The 16,194-nt window shown below is 59.6% G+C and carries 17 protein-coding genes and 1 other RNA gene; 11 read left to right on the forward strand and 7 right to left on the reverse strand.

Going from position 1 to position 16,194, the window contains the following annotated elements:
- Positions 1–17: 17 nt before the first annotated feature.
- Positions 18–425, forward strand: a complete 408-nt coding sequence (locus F8N12_RS08235) for a flagellar basal body-associated protein FliL (RefSeq protein ID WP_150580009.1) — start codon at positions 18–20, stop codon at positions 423–425.
- 145 nt (positions 426–570) lie between these two features.
- On the opposite strand, the gene F8N12_RS08240 is transcribed toward F8N12_RS08235, so the two are convergent.
- Positions 571–1,023: an EVE domain-containing protein gene (locus F8N12_RS08240; RefSeq protein ID WP_150580010.1), complete on the reverse strand. Its 453-nt coding sequence runs from the start codon at positions 1,021–1,023 to the stop codon at positions 571–573.
- Positions 1,024–1,218: 195 nt separating this feature from the next.
- Here F8N12_RS08240 and F8N12_RS08245 point away from each other — a divergent pair, with 195 nt between their 5' ends.
- On the forward strand, positions 1,219–1,371 hold the full coding sequence (locus tag F8N12_RS08245) for a hypothetical protein (RefSeq protein WP_150580011.1): 153 nt from the start codon (positions 1,219–1,221) through the stop codon (positions 1,369–1,371).
- A 34-nt stretch (positions 1,372–1,405) separates the two neighbouring features.
- Here the strand turns inward: F8N12_RS08245 and F8N12_RS08250 are convergent, their stop codons facing one another.
- The 4 genes from F8N12_RS08250 to F8N12_RS08265 form a co-directional block, all read right to left on the reverse strand.
- Positions 1,406–2,011, reverse strand: a complete 606-nt coding sequence (locus tag F8N12_RS08250) for a 5-formyltetrahydrofolate cyclo-ligase (RefSeq protein WP_150580012.1) — start codon at positions 2,009–2,011, stop codon at positions 1,406–1,408.
- 90 nt (positions 2,012–2,101) lie between these two features.
- Positions 2,102–2,280, reverse strand: a non-coding RNA gene (gene ssrS / locus F8N12_RS08255) — 6S RNA.
- 30 nt (positions 2,281–2,310) lie between these two features.
- Positions 2,311–2,628 carry a cell division protein ZapA gene (locus F8N12_RS08260; RefSeq protein WP_150580013.1) on the reverse strand — a complete coding sequence of 106 codons (318 nt, stop codon included), beginning with the start codon at positions 2,626–2,628 and terminating at the stop codon, positions 2,311–2,313.
- Entirely contained in the window at positions 2,625–2,834 is a 210-nt protein-coding gene (locus F8N12_RS08265) for a TIGR02449 family protein (protein ID WP_028622044.1), read from the reverse strand. Before F8N12_RS08265 ends, F8N12_RS08260 begins: the two co-directional genes overlap by 4 nt.
- Before the next feature lie 144 nt (positions 2,835–2,978).
- On the opposite strand from F8N12_RS08265, the gene F8N12_RS08270 reads away from it, so the two are divergent.
- The 9 genes from F8N12_RS08270 (at position 2,979) to gcvP (ending at position 15,191) form a co-directional block, all read left to right on the forward strand.
- Complete coding sequence (locus tag F8N12_RS08270; RefSeq protein WP_150580014.1) at positions 2,979–3,533, forward strand: YecA family protein; 555 nt, start codon at positions 2,979–2,981, stop codon at positions 3,531–3,533.
- 27 nt (positions 3,534–3,560) lie between these two features.
- On the forward strand, positions 3,561–4,895 hold the full coding sequence (gene pepP, locus F8N12_RS08275) for a Xaa-Pro aminopeptidase (RefSeq protein ID WP_150580015.1): 1,335 nt from the start codon (positions 3,561–3,563) through the stop codon (positions 4,893–4,895).
- Complete coding sequence (gene ubiH / locus F8N12_RS08280; RefSeq protein WP_150580016.1) at positions 4,892–6,079, forward strand: 2-octaprenyl-6-methoxyphenyl hydroxylase; 1,188 nt, start codon at positions 4,892–4,894, stop codon at positions 6,077–6,079. The genes pepP and ubiH overlap by 4 nt, the downstream gene beginning before the upstream one ends.
- 58 nt (positions 6,080–6,137) lie before the next feature.
- Positions 6,138–7,355, forward strand: a complete 1,218-nt coding sequence (locus F8N12_RS08285; protein ID WP_191623130.1) for a 2-octaprenyl-3-methyl-6-methoxy-1,4-benzoquinol hydroxylase — start codon at positions 6,138–6,140, stop codon at positions 7,353–7,355.
- 246 nt (positions 7,356–7,601) lie between these two features.
- Positions 7,602–8,606 (forward strand): extracellular solute-binding protein, encoded by a 1,005-nt coding sequence (locus tag F8N12_RS08290; RefSeq protein ID WP_150580018.1) that lies wholly within the window; start codon positions 7,602–7,604, stop codon positions 8,604–8,606.
- A 142-nt stretch (positions 8,607–8,748) separates the two neighbouring features.
- Positions 8,749–10,365 (forward strand): ABC transporter permease, encoded by a 1,617-nt coding sequence (locus tag F8N12_RS08295; protein WP_150580019.1) that lies wholly within the window; start codon positions 8,749–8,751, stop codon positions 10,363–10,365.
- Between the two features lie 154 nt (positions 10,366–10,519).
- Entirely contained in the window at positions 10,520–11,602 is a 1,083-nt protein-coding gene (gene gcvT / locus F8N12_RS08300; protein ID WP_150580020.1) for a glycine cleavage system aminomethyltransferase GcvT, read from the forward strand.
- Between the two features lie 49 nt (positions 11,603–11,651).
- A complete protein-coding gene (gcvH, locus tag F8N12_RS08305; protein ID WP_150580021.1) occupies positions 11,652–12,035 on the forward strand; it encodes a glycine cleavage system protein GcvH in 384 nt (127 codons plus the stop codon).
- 282 nt (positions 12,036–12,317) lie between these two features.
- A complete protein-coding gene (gene gcvP / locus F8N12_RS08310) occupies positions 12,318–15,191 on the forward strand; it encodes an aminomethyl-transferring glycine dehydrogenase (protein WP_150580022.1) in 2,874 nt (957 codons plus the stop codon).
- Between the two features lie 165 nt (positions 15,192–15,356).
- Here gcvP and F8N12_RS08315 read toward each other — a convergent pair whose 3' ends face one another.
- Together F8N12_RS08315 and F8N12_RS08320 are read right to left on the reverse strand one after the other, a co-directional pair.
- Positions 15,357–15,674: a DUF2388 domain-containing protein gene (locus tag F8N12_RS08315; RefSeq protein WP_150580023.1), complete on the reverse strand. Its 318-nt coding sequence runs from the start codon at positions 15,672–15,674 to the stop codon at positions 15,357–15,359.
- Between the two features lie 65 nt (positions 15,675–15,739).
- Entirely contained in the window at positions 15,740–16,189 is a 450-nt protein-coding gene (locus F8N12_RS08320) for an NfeD family protein (protein WP_150580024.1), read from the reverse strand.
- Positions 16,190–16,194 lie beyond the last annotated feature (5 nt).

The following is a 16,194-nucleotide window of genomic DNA, read 5'->3' on the forward strand; positions in this document are numbered from 1 at the left end:
CGGATAAGGAGCGAATTGTGAAAGCGTGGATCATGTTGTTGCTGGCCCTGTCTCTGCCTGTGGCAGCCGTGGCTGAGGAAGCCAAGGAAGGTGAGGCGCCGAAGGTGAATTACATCACCTTGAGCCCTCCGTTCGTAGGCAATTACGGATTGGACGGCTCGCCGAAGCTCAAGGTCTACAAGGCTGATGTGGCGTTGCGGGTCACTGGGGAAGAATCGGCCAAGCTGGTCAAGGCCAATGAGCCGTTGATTCGCAATCAGCTGGTGGCGTTGTTCGCACAGCAGACTACTGAGGCGATGAATAATGTTGAGGCCAAAGAAAAGCTGCGTCAGGAAGCATTGAAGCAGACTCAGCAGATCATGAATGACGAGACCGGCAAGCCTGTGGTTGAGGATTTGTTGTTCAACAACCTGATCATTCAGTAGAGGTCATTCGCCGTCCCGGCAGGCCTCATCGCCTGCAGGCTCACTCCCACAGGGGATCTTCGGTGAATGCAATTTCTGCATCCAAACCCAGAACCCTGGGGGAGTGAGCCTGCTCGCGACAGCATTCTTTCGGTTTCTGCAGTGCTCAAGCCCGCAGCGCAATCACCGCCGCCCACTGCTCATCGGTTACCGGCATCACCGACAATCTCGAACCCTTCTGCACCAGCGGCATCTCCACCAGCGCTGTCTGCTGCTTCAAGTAGTCCAGCTTCAGCACCTTGGGAAACGTCTTCACATGAGCGACATCAATTGCGCTCCAGGCGTTTTTGTCTGCGGTGGCTTTCGGGTCGTAATAATGACTCTCCGGCTCCAACGCCGTCGGGTCTGAATAAGCCGTCTTCGCAATTTTGCCGATACCTGCGATCCCCGGCTCCGGGCAACTGGAGTGATAGAAAAAAAACTCGTCACCCACCGCCATCGACCGCAGGAAATTGCGCGCCTGGTAGTTGCGGACGCCATCCCAGCGCGCTTTGCCAAGCTTCTCCAGATCGGCGATCGAGAACTCGTCCGGCTCTGATTTCATCAGCCAATAAGCCATGTTTTCTACTCCCTGCGTGTCAGGTGGGCAAGTTGTCGGGCAATTTCATGACAAACCGACAGTCGGTTGACGCCAGAGTTTGCGTGTCGGTTCACGTTGCCGCAGAATGCCGGCCTTCTAAGCTTGACGCTGCTGCACGGCCTACAACGGAAACCGCTGCTGTCATCGTGTTGATATGCCTTTGGGGGGCAATCGATGAAACGCAAACCGGATTTACTATGGATATTGGTTATTTTGTTTGGTCTCGGCGTCGTGACTACCGGTTATGCCCAAAGCTTATGGTCCAGCCAGACCGACGCACCGCTTGAAATCGCCCAGCAGCAACAGTCTTCGGCGCTCAAACGCTGAGATCATCCTTCGGCGCCGCTGATTCCAGCGGCGTCTACCCAGCGAAATACCACGCCTTGTCTGTCACCGTACCTTGCAACGGCACGTCCCAGCTCGCTTGAGCCAATCGTTCGACCTTCTGACATTCATGGGCCAGCCCCAGCAGCGTCGGCTTGCGCCAGTTTTTTCTTCGCGCCAGGTAGGCCAGGCTTCGATCATAGAAGCCACCGCCCATGCCCAGACGTCCGCCGACATCGTCAAACCCTACCAGCGGCAACAGCACCAGATCCAGCGTCCAGACTTTACGTTGGCGGGCCAGGTTGTGCCGAGGCTCCAGGATCCGGAAGCGGTTGGGCTTGAGCTTTTCGCCAGGGCGAACGCGCTGGAAGACCATTTTGGTCCGCGGCCAGGCGCTGAGCACCGGCAGGTAAGTCGCCTTGCCGCGGCGCTGAGCGGCACGCAGCAGGATGCGCGGGTCGATCTCACCGTCAGTCGGCAGGTACAGGGAAATATGTTTGGCGCGCCGGAACACTGGCTGATGAGCCAATTGCTTGTACAGCCCGCGGGCAGCCTGGCGCTGCTGATGGGGTGTCAGTGCGCGGCGGGCCTTGCGCAGCATGCGTCGAAGTTGCGGGCGGGGCAGCAGCGCAGGTTCGGTCATGAATTCGGCTTCGGCAGGACCAGGACGGGCACGTAAAGCGTACCCATGAAAAAGCCGATGCCGGTAAAAAACCGGCATCGGACTGAAATCAGGCTCCCCGGAAGAACCGCTGCTGACTTAGCCCTTGAACCCGAAAGTTCAAGGTGGAAGATGCAGTAGGCTTTAAGGCTTTCCGTCTAGCGGACATGCACACCAGCCCAACGTGCAGCCTCCAGGGTAGTGCGAATCGGCTCAGGGACGTGGTCAACTGGCAAGCACCCCAGGGAGTGCTGCGAGTATAACCCAAGCGGCTCGATGAATCAGCCCTTGCTGACGTCCGGATCGGTGGCGAGCACCAGATCGACGCGGTCCAGCAGGTCGCGAACCTGCTCGCGGGTCGAGCTGTTGGCCTGTACATCCGGGCGTTCTTCCTTGTGCAGAAGGTCGTGAGTGATGTTCAACGCGGCCATCACAGCAATGCGATCAGCGCCGATGACTTTGCCGCTGCTGCGGATCTCACGCATCTTGCCGTCGAGGTAACGGGCAGCGCTCACCAGATTGCTGCGTTCTTCCTGGGGGCAGATGATCGAATATTCTTTGTCGAGAATCTGCACGGTAACGCTATTGCTTGAACTCATGAGTCTTGCTCCAGGGCCTTGAGGCGCGAAATCATCGATTCGACCTTACGCCGGGCGATTTCATTTTTTTCAATGAGGTGAGCGCGTTCCTCGCGCCAGGTTTTTTCCTGAGCTAATAGGAGTCCGTTTTGACCCTTAAGTTGCTCGACCCGATTAATTAGCAGTTCGAGTCTGGCCATCAGCGCTTGCAAGTCGGTGTCTTCCATTGGGTCCACTGAATATGTAACTGATGGGAAGTAGCTCGCGGGCAGCCTTTACTGGCGGACAGCCTTTAATAGTCTTGGCGAGTCTGTCGATGTAGGATACAGGCCTCCATTCTAGACATAGCGCCGTCTGGCGCCTAGCTGCCCATGCCCATTCAGAATTCTCCATACCAAGCCTTCGCTACATTGCTGAGCACCAGCGGTCATCCTGTTTCGCCTGCCGAGCTGCACGGTCTGCTGCTTGGCCGCAGTTGCGCCGGTGCCGGTTTCGAAGCCGACAGCTGGCTGGCCGATGCCGCCGAATTGCTCGAAGGCGAGCCACAAGACAACGTTCGCAATGCCTTGATCGGTCTGCAAGAGATGGTCAAAGGTGAATTGACCAGCGACGACATGACCGTCGTGCTGCTGTTGCCGACCGACGACGCGCCGCTGACCGAGCGAGCCGTCGCACTGGGCCAGTGGTGCCAGGGCTTTCTCACCGGTTTCGGCCTGACTCGCCGCGAGTACGCGCTGACCGACGAGGCCAAGGAAGTCCTGCAGGACCTGGCCGCCATTTCTCAGGTGCAAGACGCGCTCGAAGAGTCCGACGACGGCGAGAGCGATTACATGGAAGTCATGGAGTACCTGCGCGTCGCGCCGCTGCTGCTGTTTACCGAGACCAAGAAAACCGACGAAACGGCTGCGAAACCGTCGTTGCATTAACTGCGAGCCAGGAAAAGCCATCTGCCCATGATTCATATCCCGAAATCGGAATACGGCCGTCGCCGCAAGGCCCTGATGGCGCAGATGGAACCCAACAGCATCGCCATCCTGCCCGCCGCCGCGGTTGCCATCCGCAATCGCGACGTCGAGCACGTTTACCGTCAGGACAGCGACTTTCAGTACCTCAGCGGTTTCCCTGAACCGCAAGCCGTCATTGTCCTGATGCCCGGCCGTGAACATGGCGAATACCTGCTGTTCTGCCGTGAACGCAATGCCGAGCGGGAATTGTGGGACGGTTTACGTGCCGGCCAGGAAGGCGCCATCCGCGACTACGGTGCCGACGACGCGTTCCCCATTACAGACATCGACGACATCCTGCCGGGCCTGATCGAAGGGCGCGACCGGGTGTATTCGGCGATGGGCAGCAACCCTGAATTCGACCGGCACCTGATGGACTGGATAAACGTGATCCGTTCCAAGGCGCACCTCGGCGCCCAGCCGCCCAACGAATTTGTTGCGCTGGATCATCTGCTGCACGACATGCGCCTGTATAAATCGGCGGCGGAAGTGAAGGTGATGCGCGAGGCTGCGCGGATTTCCGCCCAGGCGCACATTCGCGCCATGCAGGCCAGCCGCGCCGGACTGTATGAATTCAGCCTCGAGGCCGAGCTGGATTACGAATTTCGCAAAGGCGGAGCGAAGATGCCCGCGTATGGCTCCATCGTCGCCGCCGGGCGCAACAGCTGTATCCTGCACTACCAGCAGAATGATGCGTTGCTCAAGGACGGCGACCTGGTATTGATCGACGCCGGCTGCGAAATTGACTGTTACGCCAGCGACATCACCCGCACCTGGCCGGTCAACGGCAAGTTTTCAGCGGAACAGAAGGCGATCTACGAACTGGTGCTGGCTTCCCAGGAAGCCGCATTCGCCGAAATCGCCCCGAACAACCATTGGAATCAGGCGCACGAAGCTACGGTCCAGGTGATCACTGCCGGGCTGGTGCAACTGGGCTTGTTGCAGGGCGATGTTGATGAGTTGATCGCCAGCGAAGCCTATAAAGCGTTCTACATGCACCGCGCTGGTCATTGGCTGGGCATGGATGTGCACGATGTCGGCGAGTACAAGGTCGGTGGTGAATGGCGCGTGCTTGAGGTTGGCATGGCGCTGACCGTGGAGCCGGGTATTTATATCGCTGCGAACAATCAAACGGTGGCAAAGAAATGGCGCGGCATTGGCGTGCGCATCGAGGACGACGTGGTGGTGACTAAAACCGGCTGTGAAATCCTGACCCATGGCGTGCCGAAAACGGTCGCCGAGATCGAGGCCTTGATGGCTGCGGCGCGGGCGCAGGCGGCATGAGTCGAGTCAATCTGGCAATCATCGGCGGTGGCCTGGTCGGGGCGAGCCTGGCGTTGGCCTTGCAAGCGGGAGCCAAAGCGCGCGGCTGGAGCATTGTCCTGATCGAGCCGTTCGCTCCGGGCGATAGCTACCAGCCAAGCTATGACGCGCGGTCTTCGGCGCTGTCTTATGGCGCCCGGCAAATATATCAACGGTTGAGCGTTTGGCAGGAAATCTCGCGCCGCGCCGAGCCGATCAAACAGATTCATGTGTCCGACCGCGGGCGTTTTTCCACCGCGCGGCTGTCGGCGATGGAAGAGGGCGTGCCCGCCTTGGGCTATGTGGTGGAAAACGCCTGGCTCGGCCAATGCCTGTGGCGAGGCCTGGACAAGGATGTGGTGAGCTGGCGCTGCCCGGCCGAAGTCACCCGTATGGAGCCGCTTGCCGACGGCTACCGCCTGACCCTGAATGACGAAACCACACTCGAATGCGATCTCGCGGTGCTCGCCGATGGCGGCCGTTCGGGCTTGCGCGAGCAACTTGGGGTCGGTATTAAAAAACGCCCGTACAACCAGAGCGCGCTGATCGCCAACATCACCCCGAGCGAAGCGCATAACGGTGTGGCCTTCGAACGGTTTACCGACGATGGCCCGATGGCGTTGCTGCCGTTGCCGGAAAACCGCTGCGCACTGGTGTGGACCCGTCAGGGCATGGACGCGCAGCGCCTGGCCGCACTGGATGAGCGCAGTTTCTTAAGCGAATTGCAGGGCGTGTTCGGTTATCGCCTGGGCACGCTGAAACAGGTCGGCGCGCGGCATCTGTATCCGCTGTCATTAATCGAGGCGGAGGAGCAAGTGCGTCCGCATCTGGCGATTCTCGGCAACGCCGCCCACAGCCTGCACCCGATTGCCGGGCAGGGTTTCAACCTGTCGCTGCGTGACGCTCAGGCGTTGGCCGATGTACTGCTCGCCAGCCCAACATCTCCCGGCGATTTTACAAGCCTGCAAGCCTATCGCGAGCGTCAACGGCTGGATCAGAACCTCACCGTGGGCTTCTCCGATCAGGTCACGCGCCTGTTCGGCAGTACGCAGCCATTAGTTTCACTGGGGCGCAATATCGGTCTGCTCGGCCTTGATCTGCTGCCACCGGCCAAACGCTGGTTTGCCCGTCAGGCGATGGGACTGGGTACGCGTCCCGATGCTTGATCCACACAATTTTCTACAGCGGCTCACGCCGCAAGCGAGACAGGGTTAAAGCATGGACATGCGCGCAGATCTGCTGATTGTCGGGGCTGGAATGGTTGGTAGCGCACTGGCGTTGGCGTTGCAGGATAGCGGACTGGAAGTCCTGCTGCTGGACGGCAGCCCGATGAGCGTCAAACCTTTCGATAGCCAGGCACCGTTCGAGCCGCGGGTTAGCGCGTTGTCTTCCGCGAGCCAACGAATACTAGAGCGGCTGGGCGTGTGGGACGGCATCGCCGCCCGACGCAGCAGCCCTTACACCGACATGCACGTCTGGGACGGCAGCGGCACCGGGCAGATTCACTTTTCGGCGGCCAGCGTGCACGCCGAAGTGCTCGGGCATATCGTCGAAAACCGCGTAGTTCAGGATGCCTTGCTCGACCGTTTGCACGAGTGCGATCTGGGCATGCTGGCCAACGCTCGCCTGGAACAGATGCGTCGCTCCGGCGATGACTGGCTGCTGACCCTGGCCGATGGCCGCACATTGCGTGCCCCGCTGGTGCTCGCCGCTGACGGCGCCCATTCGGCGGTCCGGCGGCTGACCGGCGTAGCGACTCGCGAGTGGGATTATCTGCATCACGCGATCGTCACCAGTGTGCGATGCGCCAACTCTCATCAGATGACCGCGTGGCAGCGTTTTACCGATAACGGTCCGTTGGCATTTTTGCCGCTGGAGCGGGACGGACAGCAGGATTGGTGTTCAATCGTCTGGTCGACCACGCCGAATGAAGCTGAACGCCTGATGGCCCTGGATGACGCATCTTTTTGTCTGGAGCTGGAGCGCGCTTTTGAAGGCCGGCTGGGCACGGTGCTCAGCGCCGACCCGCGTGTATGCGTGCCGCTGCGTCAGCGTCATGCCAAGCGTTATGTCGCTGAGGGCTTGGCGCTGATCGGCGACGCAGCGCACACCATTCACCCACTGGCGGGGCAGGGCGTGAACCTCGGTTTCCTCGACGCCGCCGTGCTGGCTGAGGTGCTGTTGCAAGCCGTGGCGCGGGGAGAGCGTCTGGCGGACGTGAAAGTGCTCAGCCGCTACGAGCGCCGACGCATGCCTCACAATCTGGCGCTGATGGCGGCTATGGAGGGCTTTGAGCGGTTGTTTCAGGCTGATCCGCTGCCGGTGCGCTGGCTGCGCAATGCAGGGTTGAAGATCGTCGACGGGCTGCCCGAGGCCAAGGCGCTGTTTGTGCGTGAGGCGCTGGGGTTGATTGGGGATTTGCCCGCACTTGCAAAAGCTTGAGACTGGCGTTGGGGCTGATGGCCGCTTCGCGAGCAAGCCCGGCTCCCACAGGTTTTCAGTGTCAGTCGCAGATTTTGCGTTCCACTCGAATCTTGTGGGAGCTGGGCTTGCCCGCGAAGGCGTCGGCACATTCACTACCTTTCTCAACTGTGCAACATCTGGTAACGCCTCCGCCGACACTTCGATTGAGAAGGTAAATGTGAGTCTTTATCATTTACCCTCATTTTCAAACGAGAGACCGCCACCATGTCGGCACCCAAGCGTCTACTGACCGCCCTGGCCCTGTCCCTGATCGGCAGCACTGCAGCCCAGGCCGCCGACGAAGTGGTGGTCTACTCTTCGCGCATCGACGAACTCATCAAACCGGTTTTCGATGCCTACACCGCCAAGACCGGTGTTCAGGTCAAGTTCATCACTGACAAGGAAGCGCCGCTGATGCAGCGCATCAAGGCCGAGGGCGAAAACGCCACCGCCGATCTGTTGCTCACGGTCGATGCCGGTAACCTCTGGCAGGCCGAACAGATGGGCATCCTTCAACCGTTTACCTCAAAAACCATTGACGCCAATATTCCACTGCAGTATCGCTCGTCCACCCACGCCTGGACCGGCCTGAGCCTGCGTGCACGGACCATCGCCTATTCCACCACGCGAGTGAAGCCGGGCGAGCTCACCACTTACGAAGCTCTGGCAGACAAGAACTGGGAAGGACGCTTGTGCCTGCGCACCGCCAAGAAGGTTTATAACCAGTCCCTGACTGCCACCATGATCGAAGTGCACGGCGCCGAAAAAACCGAGAAAATTCTCAAGGGCTGGGTGAACAACCTGTCGACCGATGTGTTCTCGGATGACGTTGCAGTGCTGGAGGCGATCAACGCTGGGCAGTGCGACGTCGGTATCGTCAATACCTACTACTACGGTCGCCTGCACAAGCAGAAGCCAGATCTGGCGGTGAAGCTGTTCTGGCCGAATCAGGCGGATCGCGGCGTGCACGTAAACCTTTCGGGGATCGGCCTGACCAAGCATGCGCCACACCCGCAAGCAGCCAAGGCATTGGTCGAGTGGATGACCACGCCTGAGGCACAGAAGATCTTTGCTGACGTGAACCAGGAATTCCCGGCGAACCCAGCGGTGCAACCTTCTGCAGAAGTGGCGAGTTGGGGCAAGTTTGTTGCCGATACCCTGCCTGTGGAAATTGCCGGCAAGCGTCAGGCTGAAGCAATTCGGATGATGGATCGGGCTGGCTGGAACTAAAGATAAAGAGATCGCAGCCTCGTTGCACTCGACAGCTCCTGCATTGGCAAGGCGTACCCTTGTAGGAGCTGTCGAGTGAAACGAGGCTGCGATCTTTTTGCGTTTTCCCTACACTTCACGATTTATCCGCGAGTGCCCTTTCTTGGCCCATACCGCCCAACGCCGCTGGTATCCCCTGGTCTTCGCCATCGCCGCGCTGGTACTGCTGCCATTAAGCGTCTTGCTGTTGTCATGGCAAACCGTTGATCTGCAAATCTGGTCCCACCTGTGGGACACGCAAATGCCACGGCTGCTGGGCAATACCCTGACGCTTGTGCTCGGCGTTGGTGTGGGCGTAACACTGCTCGGCGTGAGCCTGGCCTGGCTCACCAGCCTCTGCGAGTTCCCCGGCAGAAAATGGCTCGATTGGGCGCTGATGCTGCCGTTCGCCATTCCCGCCTATGTGTTGGCGTTCGTTTTCGTCGGTCTGCTGGACTTCGCCGGCCCCGTGCAAACCCTAATGCGAGAATGGTTCGGTACCGGTTTCAGATTGCCTCGCGTGCGATCCACCGGCGGAGTCATTCTTGTCCTCGTGCTGGTCTTCTATCCCTATGTCTATCTGCTGGCCCGCAGCGCATTCCTCGCTCAGGGCAAGGGTCTGATGGAAGCTGCGCGGGTCCTCGGCCAATCCCCATGGCAAGCGTTCTGGCGGGTTGCGCTACCCATGGCGCGTCCGGCGATTGGCGCAGGGGTGGCGCTGGCGCTCATGGAAACATTGGCGGATTTCGGCGCTGTATCGGTATTCAACTTCGACACATTCACAACCGCGATCTACAAAACCTGGTATGGGTTCTTCAGCCTCTCTACCGCAGCGCAACTGGCCAGCCTGTTGCTGCTGGTGGTGATGCTCGTGCTTTATGGAGAACGTCGCGCGCGCGGCGCGAATCGGGCGAGCAACGAGCGGCCACGGGTAAAAGCGTTGTATCACCTGCGAGGCATCAAGGCGCTGGCCGCGACCGGCTGGTGCAGTCTGGTGTTCGCCTGTGCATTCGTGATTCCAGTGCTGCAGCTGGTCGTGTGGTTCTGGCAGCGCGGACGTTTCGATCTGGATGAGCGCTACACCGGCTTGATCGTTCACACGTTGTACCTGGGCGGTATGGCGGCCTTGATCACTGTCAGCGTCGCATTGGTTTTGGCATTTGCGCGCCGACTGGCGCCCACGCGTGCGATTCGCTCCGGCGTCAGTCTGGCCAACCTCGGTTATGCCCTGCCGGGCTCCGTGCTGGCGGTGTCGATCATGCTGGCCTTCAGTTACCTGGATCGTGAGCTGGTTATTCCGCTTTCGGGTTGGCTGGGTGGAGCTGGCAAACCAGTGTTGTTGGGCAGTCTCTCGGCTTTGTTACTTGCCTATCTTGTGCGGTTCATCGCCGTGGCTTATGGGCCACTGGAAAACAGCCTGGCGCGAATACGGCCTTCTTTGCCTGAAGCGGCCCGTAGCCTGGGTGTCAGTGGGTCGCGACTGTTTTTCAAAGTGTATCTGCCACTATTGCTTCCCGGGGCTCTGAGCGCAGCGCTGCTGGTGTTCGTCGATGTTCTCAAAGAAATGCCGGCAACCCTGCTCATGCGCCCGTTTGGCTGGGACACGCTGGCAGTGCGCATCTTTGAAATGACCAGCGAAGGCGAATGGTCGAGAGCATCTCTCCCTGCGTTGACGCTGGTACTGGTGGGGTTACTACCAGTCATCGGATTGATCAGACGTTCAGCGCATCGAAACAGCTAGGTGCCAGTCCTACACCTTGAGGCTACAATGCGCGGCATTCGGTGCGGTCCGTCCTACAGACCCGGTAGCTGAAATCTGCTAGGCCCCTCTGTTCAGGGGGTTTCAGTGGGTAGGCACCGGTCCGCACCCTCGCCACGCCCGGAAGGAGAAACCCATGGGACAGCGTACGCCTCTGTACGACCTGCATCTCGCCCTTGGCGCGAAGATGGTCGATTTTGGCGGTTGGGATATGCCTCTGCATTACGGTTCGCAAGTTGAGGAACACCATCAGGTGCGCCGCGATTGCGGGGTTTTCGATGTATCCCATATGGCCGTGATCGATGCCGCTGGGCCGCAGGCCAAGGTGTGGCTCCAGCATTTACTGGCCAATGACGTCGAGCGCCTGCACAGTCCCGGCCGGGCGTTGTACAGCACCATGCTCAACGAGCGTGGCGGTATCGTCGACGACATGATCGTCTACCGTCTCGAATATGGTTATCGACTGGTGGTCAATGCCTCCACCCGCAATCAGGACATGGCGTGGATGCAAGCGCATCTGCGTGGCTTCGATGTCCATTTGAGCGAGCGTACCGAATTGGCGATGCTGGCCATCCAAGGCCCGCACGCCCGGAACAAGATTGCCGAGCTGGTGACCCGGTCGCGTGGCAATCTGATTCAGATGCTCAAGCCTTTCGAAGGCCAGCCTGACGGCGACTGGTTCATCGCCCGCACCGGTTACACCGGCGAAGACGGGCTCGAAATCATTTTGCCGGCCAATCAGGCACCGGGGTTTTTCAACGATCTGGTGGGCGCAGGCATCTCGCCGATCGGTCTGGGCGCCCGCGATACATTGCGGGTCGAGGCTGGAATGAACCTCTATGGTCAGGACATCCACCAGGATGTTTCGCCGCTGGCGTCCAACATGGCCTGGAGCATTGCCTGGGAACCGGCCAACCGCGAGTTCATCGGTCGGGCGGCTCTGGAGGCTGAACGGACCGATGGTATTCAACACAAACTGGTCGGTCTGGTTCTTGAGGAGCGCGGGGTTTTACGCGCTCATCAGGTGGTCCGGATCGCCAATGTTGGCGAAGGGGAGATCACCAGTGGTAGTTTCTCTCCTACGCTTAGCAAGTCGATCGCCCTGGCGCGCGTGCCGATGGCCACTGCCGACCGCGCCGAAGTGGAAATCCGTGGCAAGTGGTACCCGGTACGCGTGGTCAAACCGACCTTCGTCCGCCATGGCAAAACCTTGATCTAACCTTTTCCGGCGGGCCCGACCGCTGACAATTCTCTTGAGGACACAGAACATGAGCGATATCCCTGCCGACCTGCGTTTTGCCGAAAGTCACGAGTGGGCCCGCCTTGAAGCCGACGGCACCGTCACCGTGGGCATCAGCGATCACGCTCAGGAAGCCCTGGGTGACGTGGTGTTTGTCGAGCTGACCGAGGTCGGAAAAGTCTTCGCTGCGGGCGATCAGTCCGGTGTGGTCGAGTCGGTTAAAGCTGCTTCCGATATCTATTCGCCAGTTAGCGGCGAAGTGATTGCGGTCAACGACGAGTTGAGCGGTGAACCTGAAAAAATCAACTCGGATCCGTACGGCGCGTGGATCTTCAAGCTGAAGCCCAGCGATAAGGCTGAACTGGACAAGCTGCTCGATGCCGCTGGCTACAAAGCTGCTATCGGCGAGTAAGTCCCGAGCGTTATCCCAAAGCCCCGACTCGTCGGGGCTTTTTTTCGTCTTGCAGATCACGATCAAGAGATCGCAGTCTCGTTGCACTCGACAGCTCCTACAGGGGACTGGATTTCAATGGTCCGCATCGCAATAGCTGGACGCCCGTTAAGCTCAATGTAGGAGCTGTCGAGTGCAACGAGGCTGCGATCTTCTACTGCTCAAGGGCATTATGACATCGGCTGCTATGCTGGTTTGACCGTGTTGCATCGACGCTGAGCGCCAGTCAAGAGAGAGCCCGTCATGTCCCAGTTGCCGTCCCTGAGCCAGTTACGCGACCCCAATGCCTTCTTGCGCCGCCACCTCGGGGCCGATGCTGCCGAGCAGCAGGCCATGCTCGACAGCCTCGGCCTCGGCAGTCGGGTCGAGCTGATCGAGCAGACCGTGCCACCGGGCATTCGCCTGAACCGGGCCCTGGACCTGCCGCCCGCCCTGGATGAAGAAGCAGCGCTGGCCAGGCTTCGCGGCTATGCCGAACAGAATCAGGTCTGGACCAGCCTGATCGGCATGGGCTATTACGGCACGCTCACACCGGCCGTGATCCTGCGCAACGTCCTGGAAAATCCCGGCTGGTACACCGCGTACACGCCGTATCAACCGGAGATCGCCCAAGGTCGGCTGGAGGCGCTGCTCAACTATCAGCAGATGACCATCGACCTGACCGGCCTGGAATTGGCCAACGCCTCATTGCTGGATGAAGCCACCGCTGCCGCTGAAGCCATGGCCCTGGCCAAGCGGGTCGCGAAATCCAGAAGCAATGTGTTTTTCGTTGATGAAAACTGCCATCCGCAGACGATTTCCGTGGTGCAAACCCGCGCCGAAGGTTTCGGTTTCGAGCTGGTCGTCGACGCTGTAGACAACATGAAACAGCACCAGGTGTTCGGCGCGCTCCTGCAATACCCTGACACTCACGGCGAGATCCGCGACCTTCGGCCGTTGATTGATCATCTGCATGCCCAGCAAGCCCTGGCCTGTGTCGGCGCCGATCTGCTGAGTCTGCTGTTGCTGGCGCCGCCCGGGGAGTTGGGCGCGGACGTGGTGCTCGGTTCATCCCAGCGCTTCGGCGTGCCCATGGGCTACGGTGGACCGCACGCAGCGTTTTTTGCCAGTCGCGAAGAGTACAAACGAGCGATTCCGGGCCGGATCATCGGGGTGTCCAAGGATGCCCGCGGCAACACCGCGCTGCGCATGGCGCTGCAAACCCGGGAACAACACATCCGTCGCGAGAAGGCCAATTCGAACATCTGCACCGCCCAGGTGTTGCTGGCCAACATCGCCGGTTTTTACGCGGTCTACCATGGCCCGGACGGGTTGAAGCGAATCGCCCAACGCGTCCATCGATTGACCTGCATTCTCGCCGCCGGTCTCGAACGCCATGGTCTGACCCGTCTCAATCAGCATTTTTTCGACACGCTGACGCTGGATGTCGGTGGCGCTCAGACGGCCATCATCGAAAGCGCTCTGGCGGCGCACATCAATCTGCGCATCCTCGGCCGCGGACAGTTGGGCCTCAGTCTGGATGAAACGTGCGATGAAACCACGGTCTCGAAGTTGTTCGACGTGTTTCTCGGTGCCGATCACGGCATTGATATTGATGACCTGGACGCCGAGTCCCTGGCTTCGGGCATTCCCGATGCACTGCTGCGTTCAACGCCCTGTCTGAGTCACCCGGTCTTCAGCGCGCATCACAGCGAAACCGAGATGCTGCGTTACCTCAAGCAGCTGGAAAACAAGGATCTGGCGCTTAACCAGTCGATGATTCCGCTGGGCTCCTGCACCATGAAGCTCAACGCCACCAGCGAGATGATTCCGATCACCTGGCCGTCATTCGCCCATCTGCACCCGTTTGTGCCTAAGGAGCAGGCAGTCGGGTACTCGCTGATGATCGAGGAACTGGAGCGTTGGCTCTGCGCAATCACCGGTTTCGACGCGATCTGCATGCAGCCCAACTCCGGAGCCCAGGGCGAGTACGCCGGGTTGCTGGCGATTCGCAAATACCATGAGAGTCGTCATGAAGGCGCTCGGGAAATTTGCCTGATTCCATCCTCCGCCCACGGCACCAACCCGGCGTCCGCTCAAATGGCCGGCATGCGCGTGGTTATTGTCGAGTGTGACGAAGCGGGTAATGTGGATCTGGATGATCTGAAAGGGAAAGCCGGCGAGGCCGGTGACAAACTCGCTTGCCTGATGGCTACGTACCCTTCGACCCATGGCGTGTATGAGGAGGGAATCAGCGAAATCTGCGAGGTGATCCACCATCATGGTGGTCAGGTGTACATGGACGGCGCCAACCTTAATGCGCAAGTCGGGCTGGCGCGTCCGGCGGACATCGGCGCCGACGTTTCCCACATGAACCTGCACAAGACCTTCTGCATTCCACACGGCGGCGGCGGGCCCGGCATGGGGCCGATCGGTGTGCGGGCGCATCTGGCGCCGTTCGTGGCAAATCATCCGGTGGTGCCTATCGACGGCCCGCTGCCGCAAAACGGCGCGGTCAGCGCTGCGCCGTGGGGCAGTGCGAGCATTCTGCCGATCAGCTGGATGTACATCGCGATGATGGGCCCGCAACTGGCGGATGCCAGCGAGGTCGCCATTCTGGCCGCAAATTATTTGGCGCAACATTTGTCCGGGGCCTTCCCGGTGCTTTATACCGGGCGCAATGGGCGAGTGGCGCATGAATGCATTCTCGACCTGCGACCGCTCAAGGCACTGATCGGGATCAGCGAAGAAGATGTGGCGAAACGGCTAATGGATTATGGATTCCACGCGCCGACCATGTCCTTCCCGGTGCCTGGAACCTTGATGATCGAGCCGACCGAAAGTGAATCCAAGGCCGAGCTCGACCGCTTTATCGGGGCGATGCTGAGTATCCGTGCGGAAATCACCGAGGTGCAAAACGGCAACTGGCCCGCCGAGGACAACCCGCTGAAGCGTGCGCCGCATACCTTGGCCGACATAACCGGGGTTTGGGAGCGGCCTTACAGCATTGAGCAAGCAGTAACACCGGACGCGCATACCAAAGCGCACAAATACTGGCCGGTCGTGAACCGGGTGGATAACGTCTACGGCGATCGCAATCTGTTTTGCGCGTGTGTGCCAGTGGATGATTACCGCTAATAAACACCCCCCACCCTTGTAGGAGCTGGCTTGCCAGCGATGGTGGGTCAGCTGAATGGATGTCACCTGACACACCATCGCCAGCCAGCCGGCTCCTACAGTGGGGTTGCTCCAGGCGAAAAAAATGCCGCACAAGAGAGCGGCATTTTTGTTCAGCTGAGCGGCTTATTCCGATGCAACTGCGTTCTTTGCCAGAATTGCATTAGCCAGTTCCATGTCCGTGGCCTGCAGGCCCGGATTGTCGGCGCGAACTTTTTGCATCGCCGATTCCAGATAAGGGCCGCGAATACTGCCGTCACTGGCAACAAAACTACCGGCATCGTCCTGCGCAGCAATGATCAGCTTGTGATCCTTGAATGTCAGGTAAGTCGAACCTGTCGTCGCTCCGGACGAAATGACGTTTCGCCAGAAGCTGTCGGCCATCGCCGAACCGACGGGAAGTGACAGCAAAGCAAGGGTAGCGACAGCAACTTTGAAACGCATAGGGTGACTCCACTGGGTGATCTAAGACGTTAGATGGCCAAGTACCCAACTGAGTTCCCCGCTGGTCATTCAGTCGTTTCGACTTGCAAAACCACGCCCTGCTGACTGATGACCCGAACTCGACTGCCAACGGCGGCGTCTGGCCCTCGGGCCATCCACACACCATCTGCCACTTTGATCTTACCGCGCCCGTCGATAATCGCTTCGTGCACCACAAAGGTTTTACCAATCAGTTCCTGACCTCTCAGGTTGAGGTTCGGCTCATCGCTCTGACGTACTGCTTTGCGTTGGCGTCTCCACCAGTAAAGCGCGGTCGAGATCGATAGCAGCCCGAAGAACAGAAGCTGCAATTCCCAGGACATCTCGGGCAGCACAAACGTCAGCACGCCAACTGCGGCGGCTGCCATGCCGATCCACAGTAAATAACCACCGGCACCGAATACTTCAAGGATCAGCAGTATCGTGCCCAAGGCAAGCCAGTCCCAGTACGACAGATTTTGCAGGAATGCCCACATAACGT

It is taken from the genome of Pseudomonas fluorescens (genome assembly GCF_902497625.1).
GTDB classification, from domain to species: Bacteria; Pseudomonadota; Gammaproteobacteria; order Pseudomonadales; family Pseudomonadaceae; genus Aquipseudomonas; species Aquipseudomonas fluorescens_BQ.

Excerpts from the sequence above, each read along its gene's own strand:
- F8N12_RS08240 (WP_150580010.1), bottom strand. The coding sequence starts at position 1,023 with ATGGCTTATTGGCTGATGAAATCAGAGCCGGACGAGTTCTCGATCGCC.
- F8N12_RS08245 (WP_150580011.1), top strand. The coding sequence starts at position 1,219 with ATGAAACGCAAACCGGATTTACTATGGATATTGGTTATTTTGTTTGGT.
- F8N12_RS08250 (WP_150580012.1), bottom strand. The coding sequence starts at position 2,011 with ATGACCGAACCTGCGCTGCTGCCCCGCCCGCAACTTCGACGCATGCTG.
- F8N12_RS08260 (WP_150580013.1), bottom strand. The coding sequence starts at position 2,628 with ATGAGTTCAAGCAATAGCGTTACCGTGCAGATTCTCGACAAAGAATAT.
- F8N12_RS08265 (WP_028622044.1), bottom strand. The coding sequence starts at position 2,834 with ATGGAAGACACCGACTTGCAAGCGCTGATGGCCAGACTCGAACTGCTA.
- F8N12_RS08270 (WP_150580014.1), top strand. The coding sequence starts at position 2,979 with ATGCCCATTCAGAATTCTCCATACCAAGCCTTCGCTACATTGCTGAGC.
- pepP (WP_150580015.1), top strand. The coding sequence starts at position 3,561 with ATGATTCATATCCCGAAATCGGAATACGGCCGTCGCCGCAAGGCCCTG.
- ubiH (WP_150580016.1), top strand. The coding sequence starts at position 4,892 with ATGAGTCGAGTCAATCTGGCAATCATCGGCGGTGGCCTGGTCGGGGCG.
- F8N12_RS08285 (WP_191623130.1), top strand. The coding sequence starts at position 6,138 with ATGCGCGCAGATCTGCTGATTGTCGGGGCTGGAATGGTTGGTAGCGCA.
- F8N12_RS08290 (WP_150580018.1), top strand. The coding sequence starts at position 7,602 with ATGTCGGCACCCAAGCGTCTACTGACCGCCCTGGCCCTGTCCCTGATC.
- gcvT (WP_150580020.1), top strand. The coding sequence starts at position 10,520 with ATGGGACAGCGTACGCCTCTGTACGACCTGCATCTCGCCCTTGGCGCG.
- gcvH (WP_150580021.1), top strand. The coding sequence starts at position 11,652 with ATGAGCGATATCCCTGCCGACCTGCGTTTTGCCGAAAGTCACGAGTGG.
- gcvP (WP_150580022.1), top strand. The coding sequence starts at position 12,318 with ATGTCCCAGTTGCCGTCCCTGAGCCAGTTACGCGACCCCAATGCCTTC.
- F8N12_RS08315 (WP_150580023.1), bottom strand. The coding sequence starts at position 15,674 with ATGCGTTTCAAAGTTGCTGTCGCTACCCTTGCTTTGCTGTCACTTCCC.
- F8N12_RS08320 (WP_150580024.1), bottom strand. The coding sequence starts at position 16,189 with ATGTGGGCATTCCTGCAAAATCTGTCGTACTGGGACTGGCTTGCCTTG.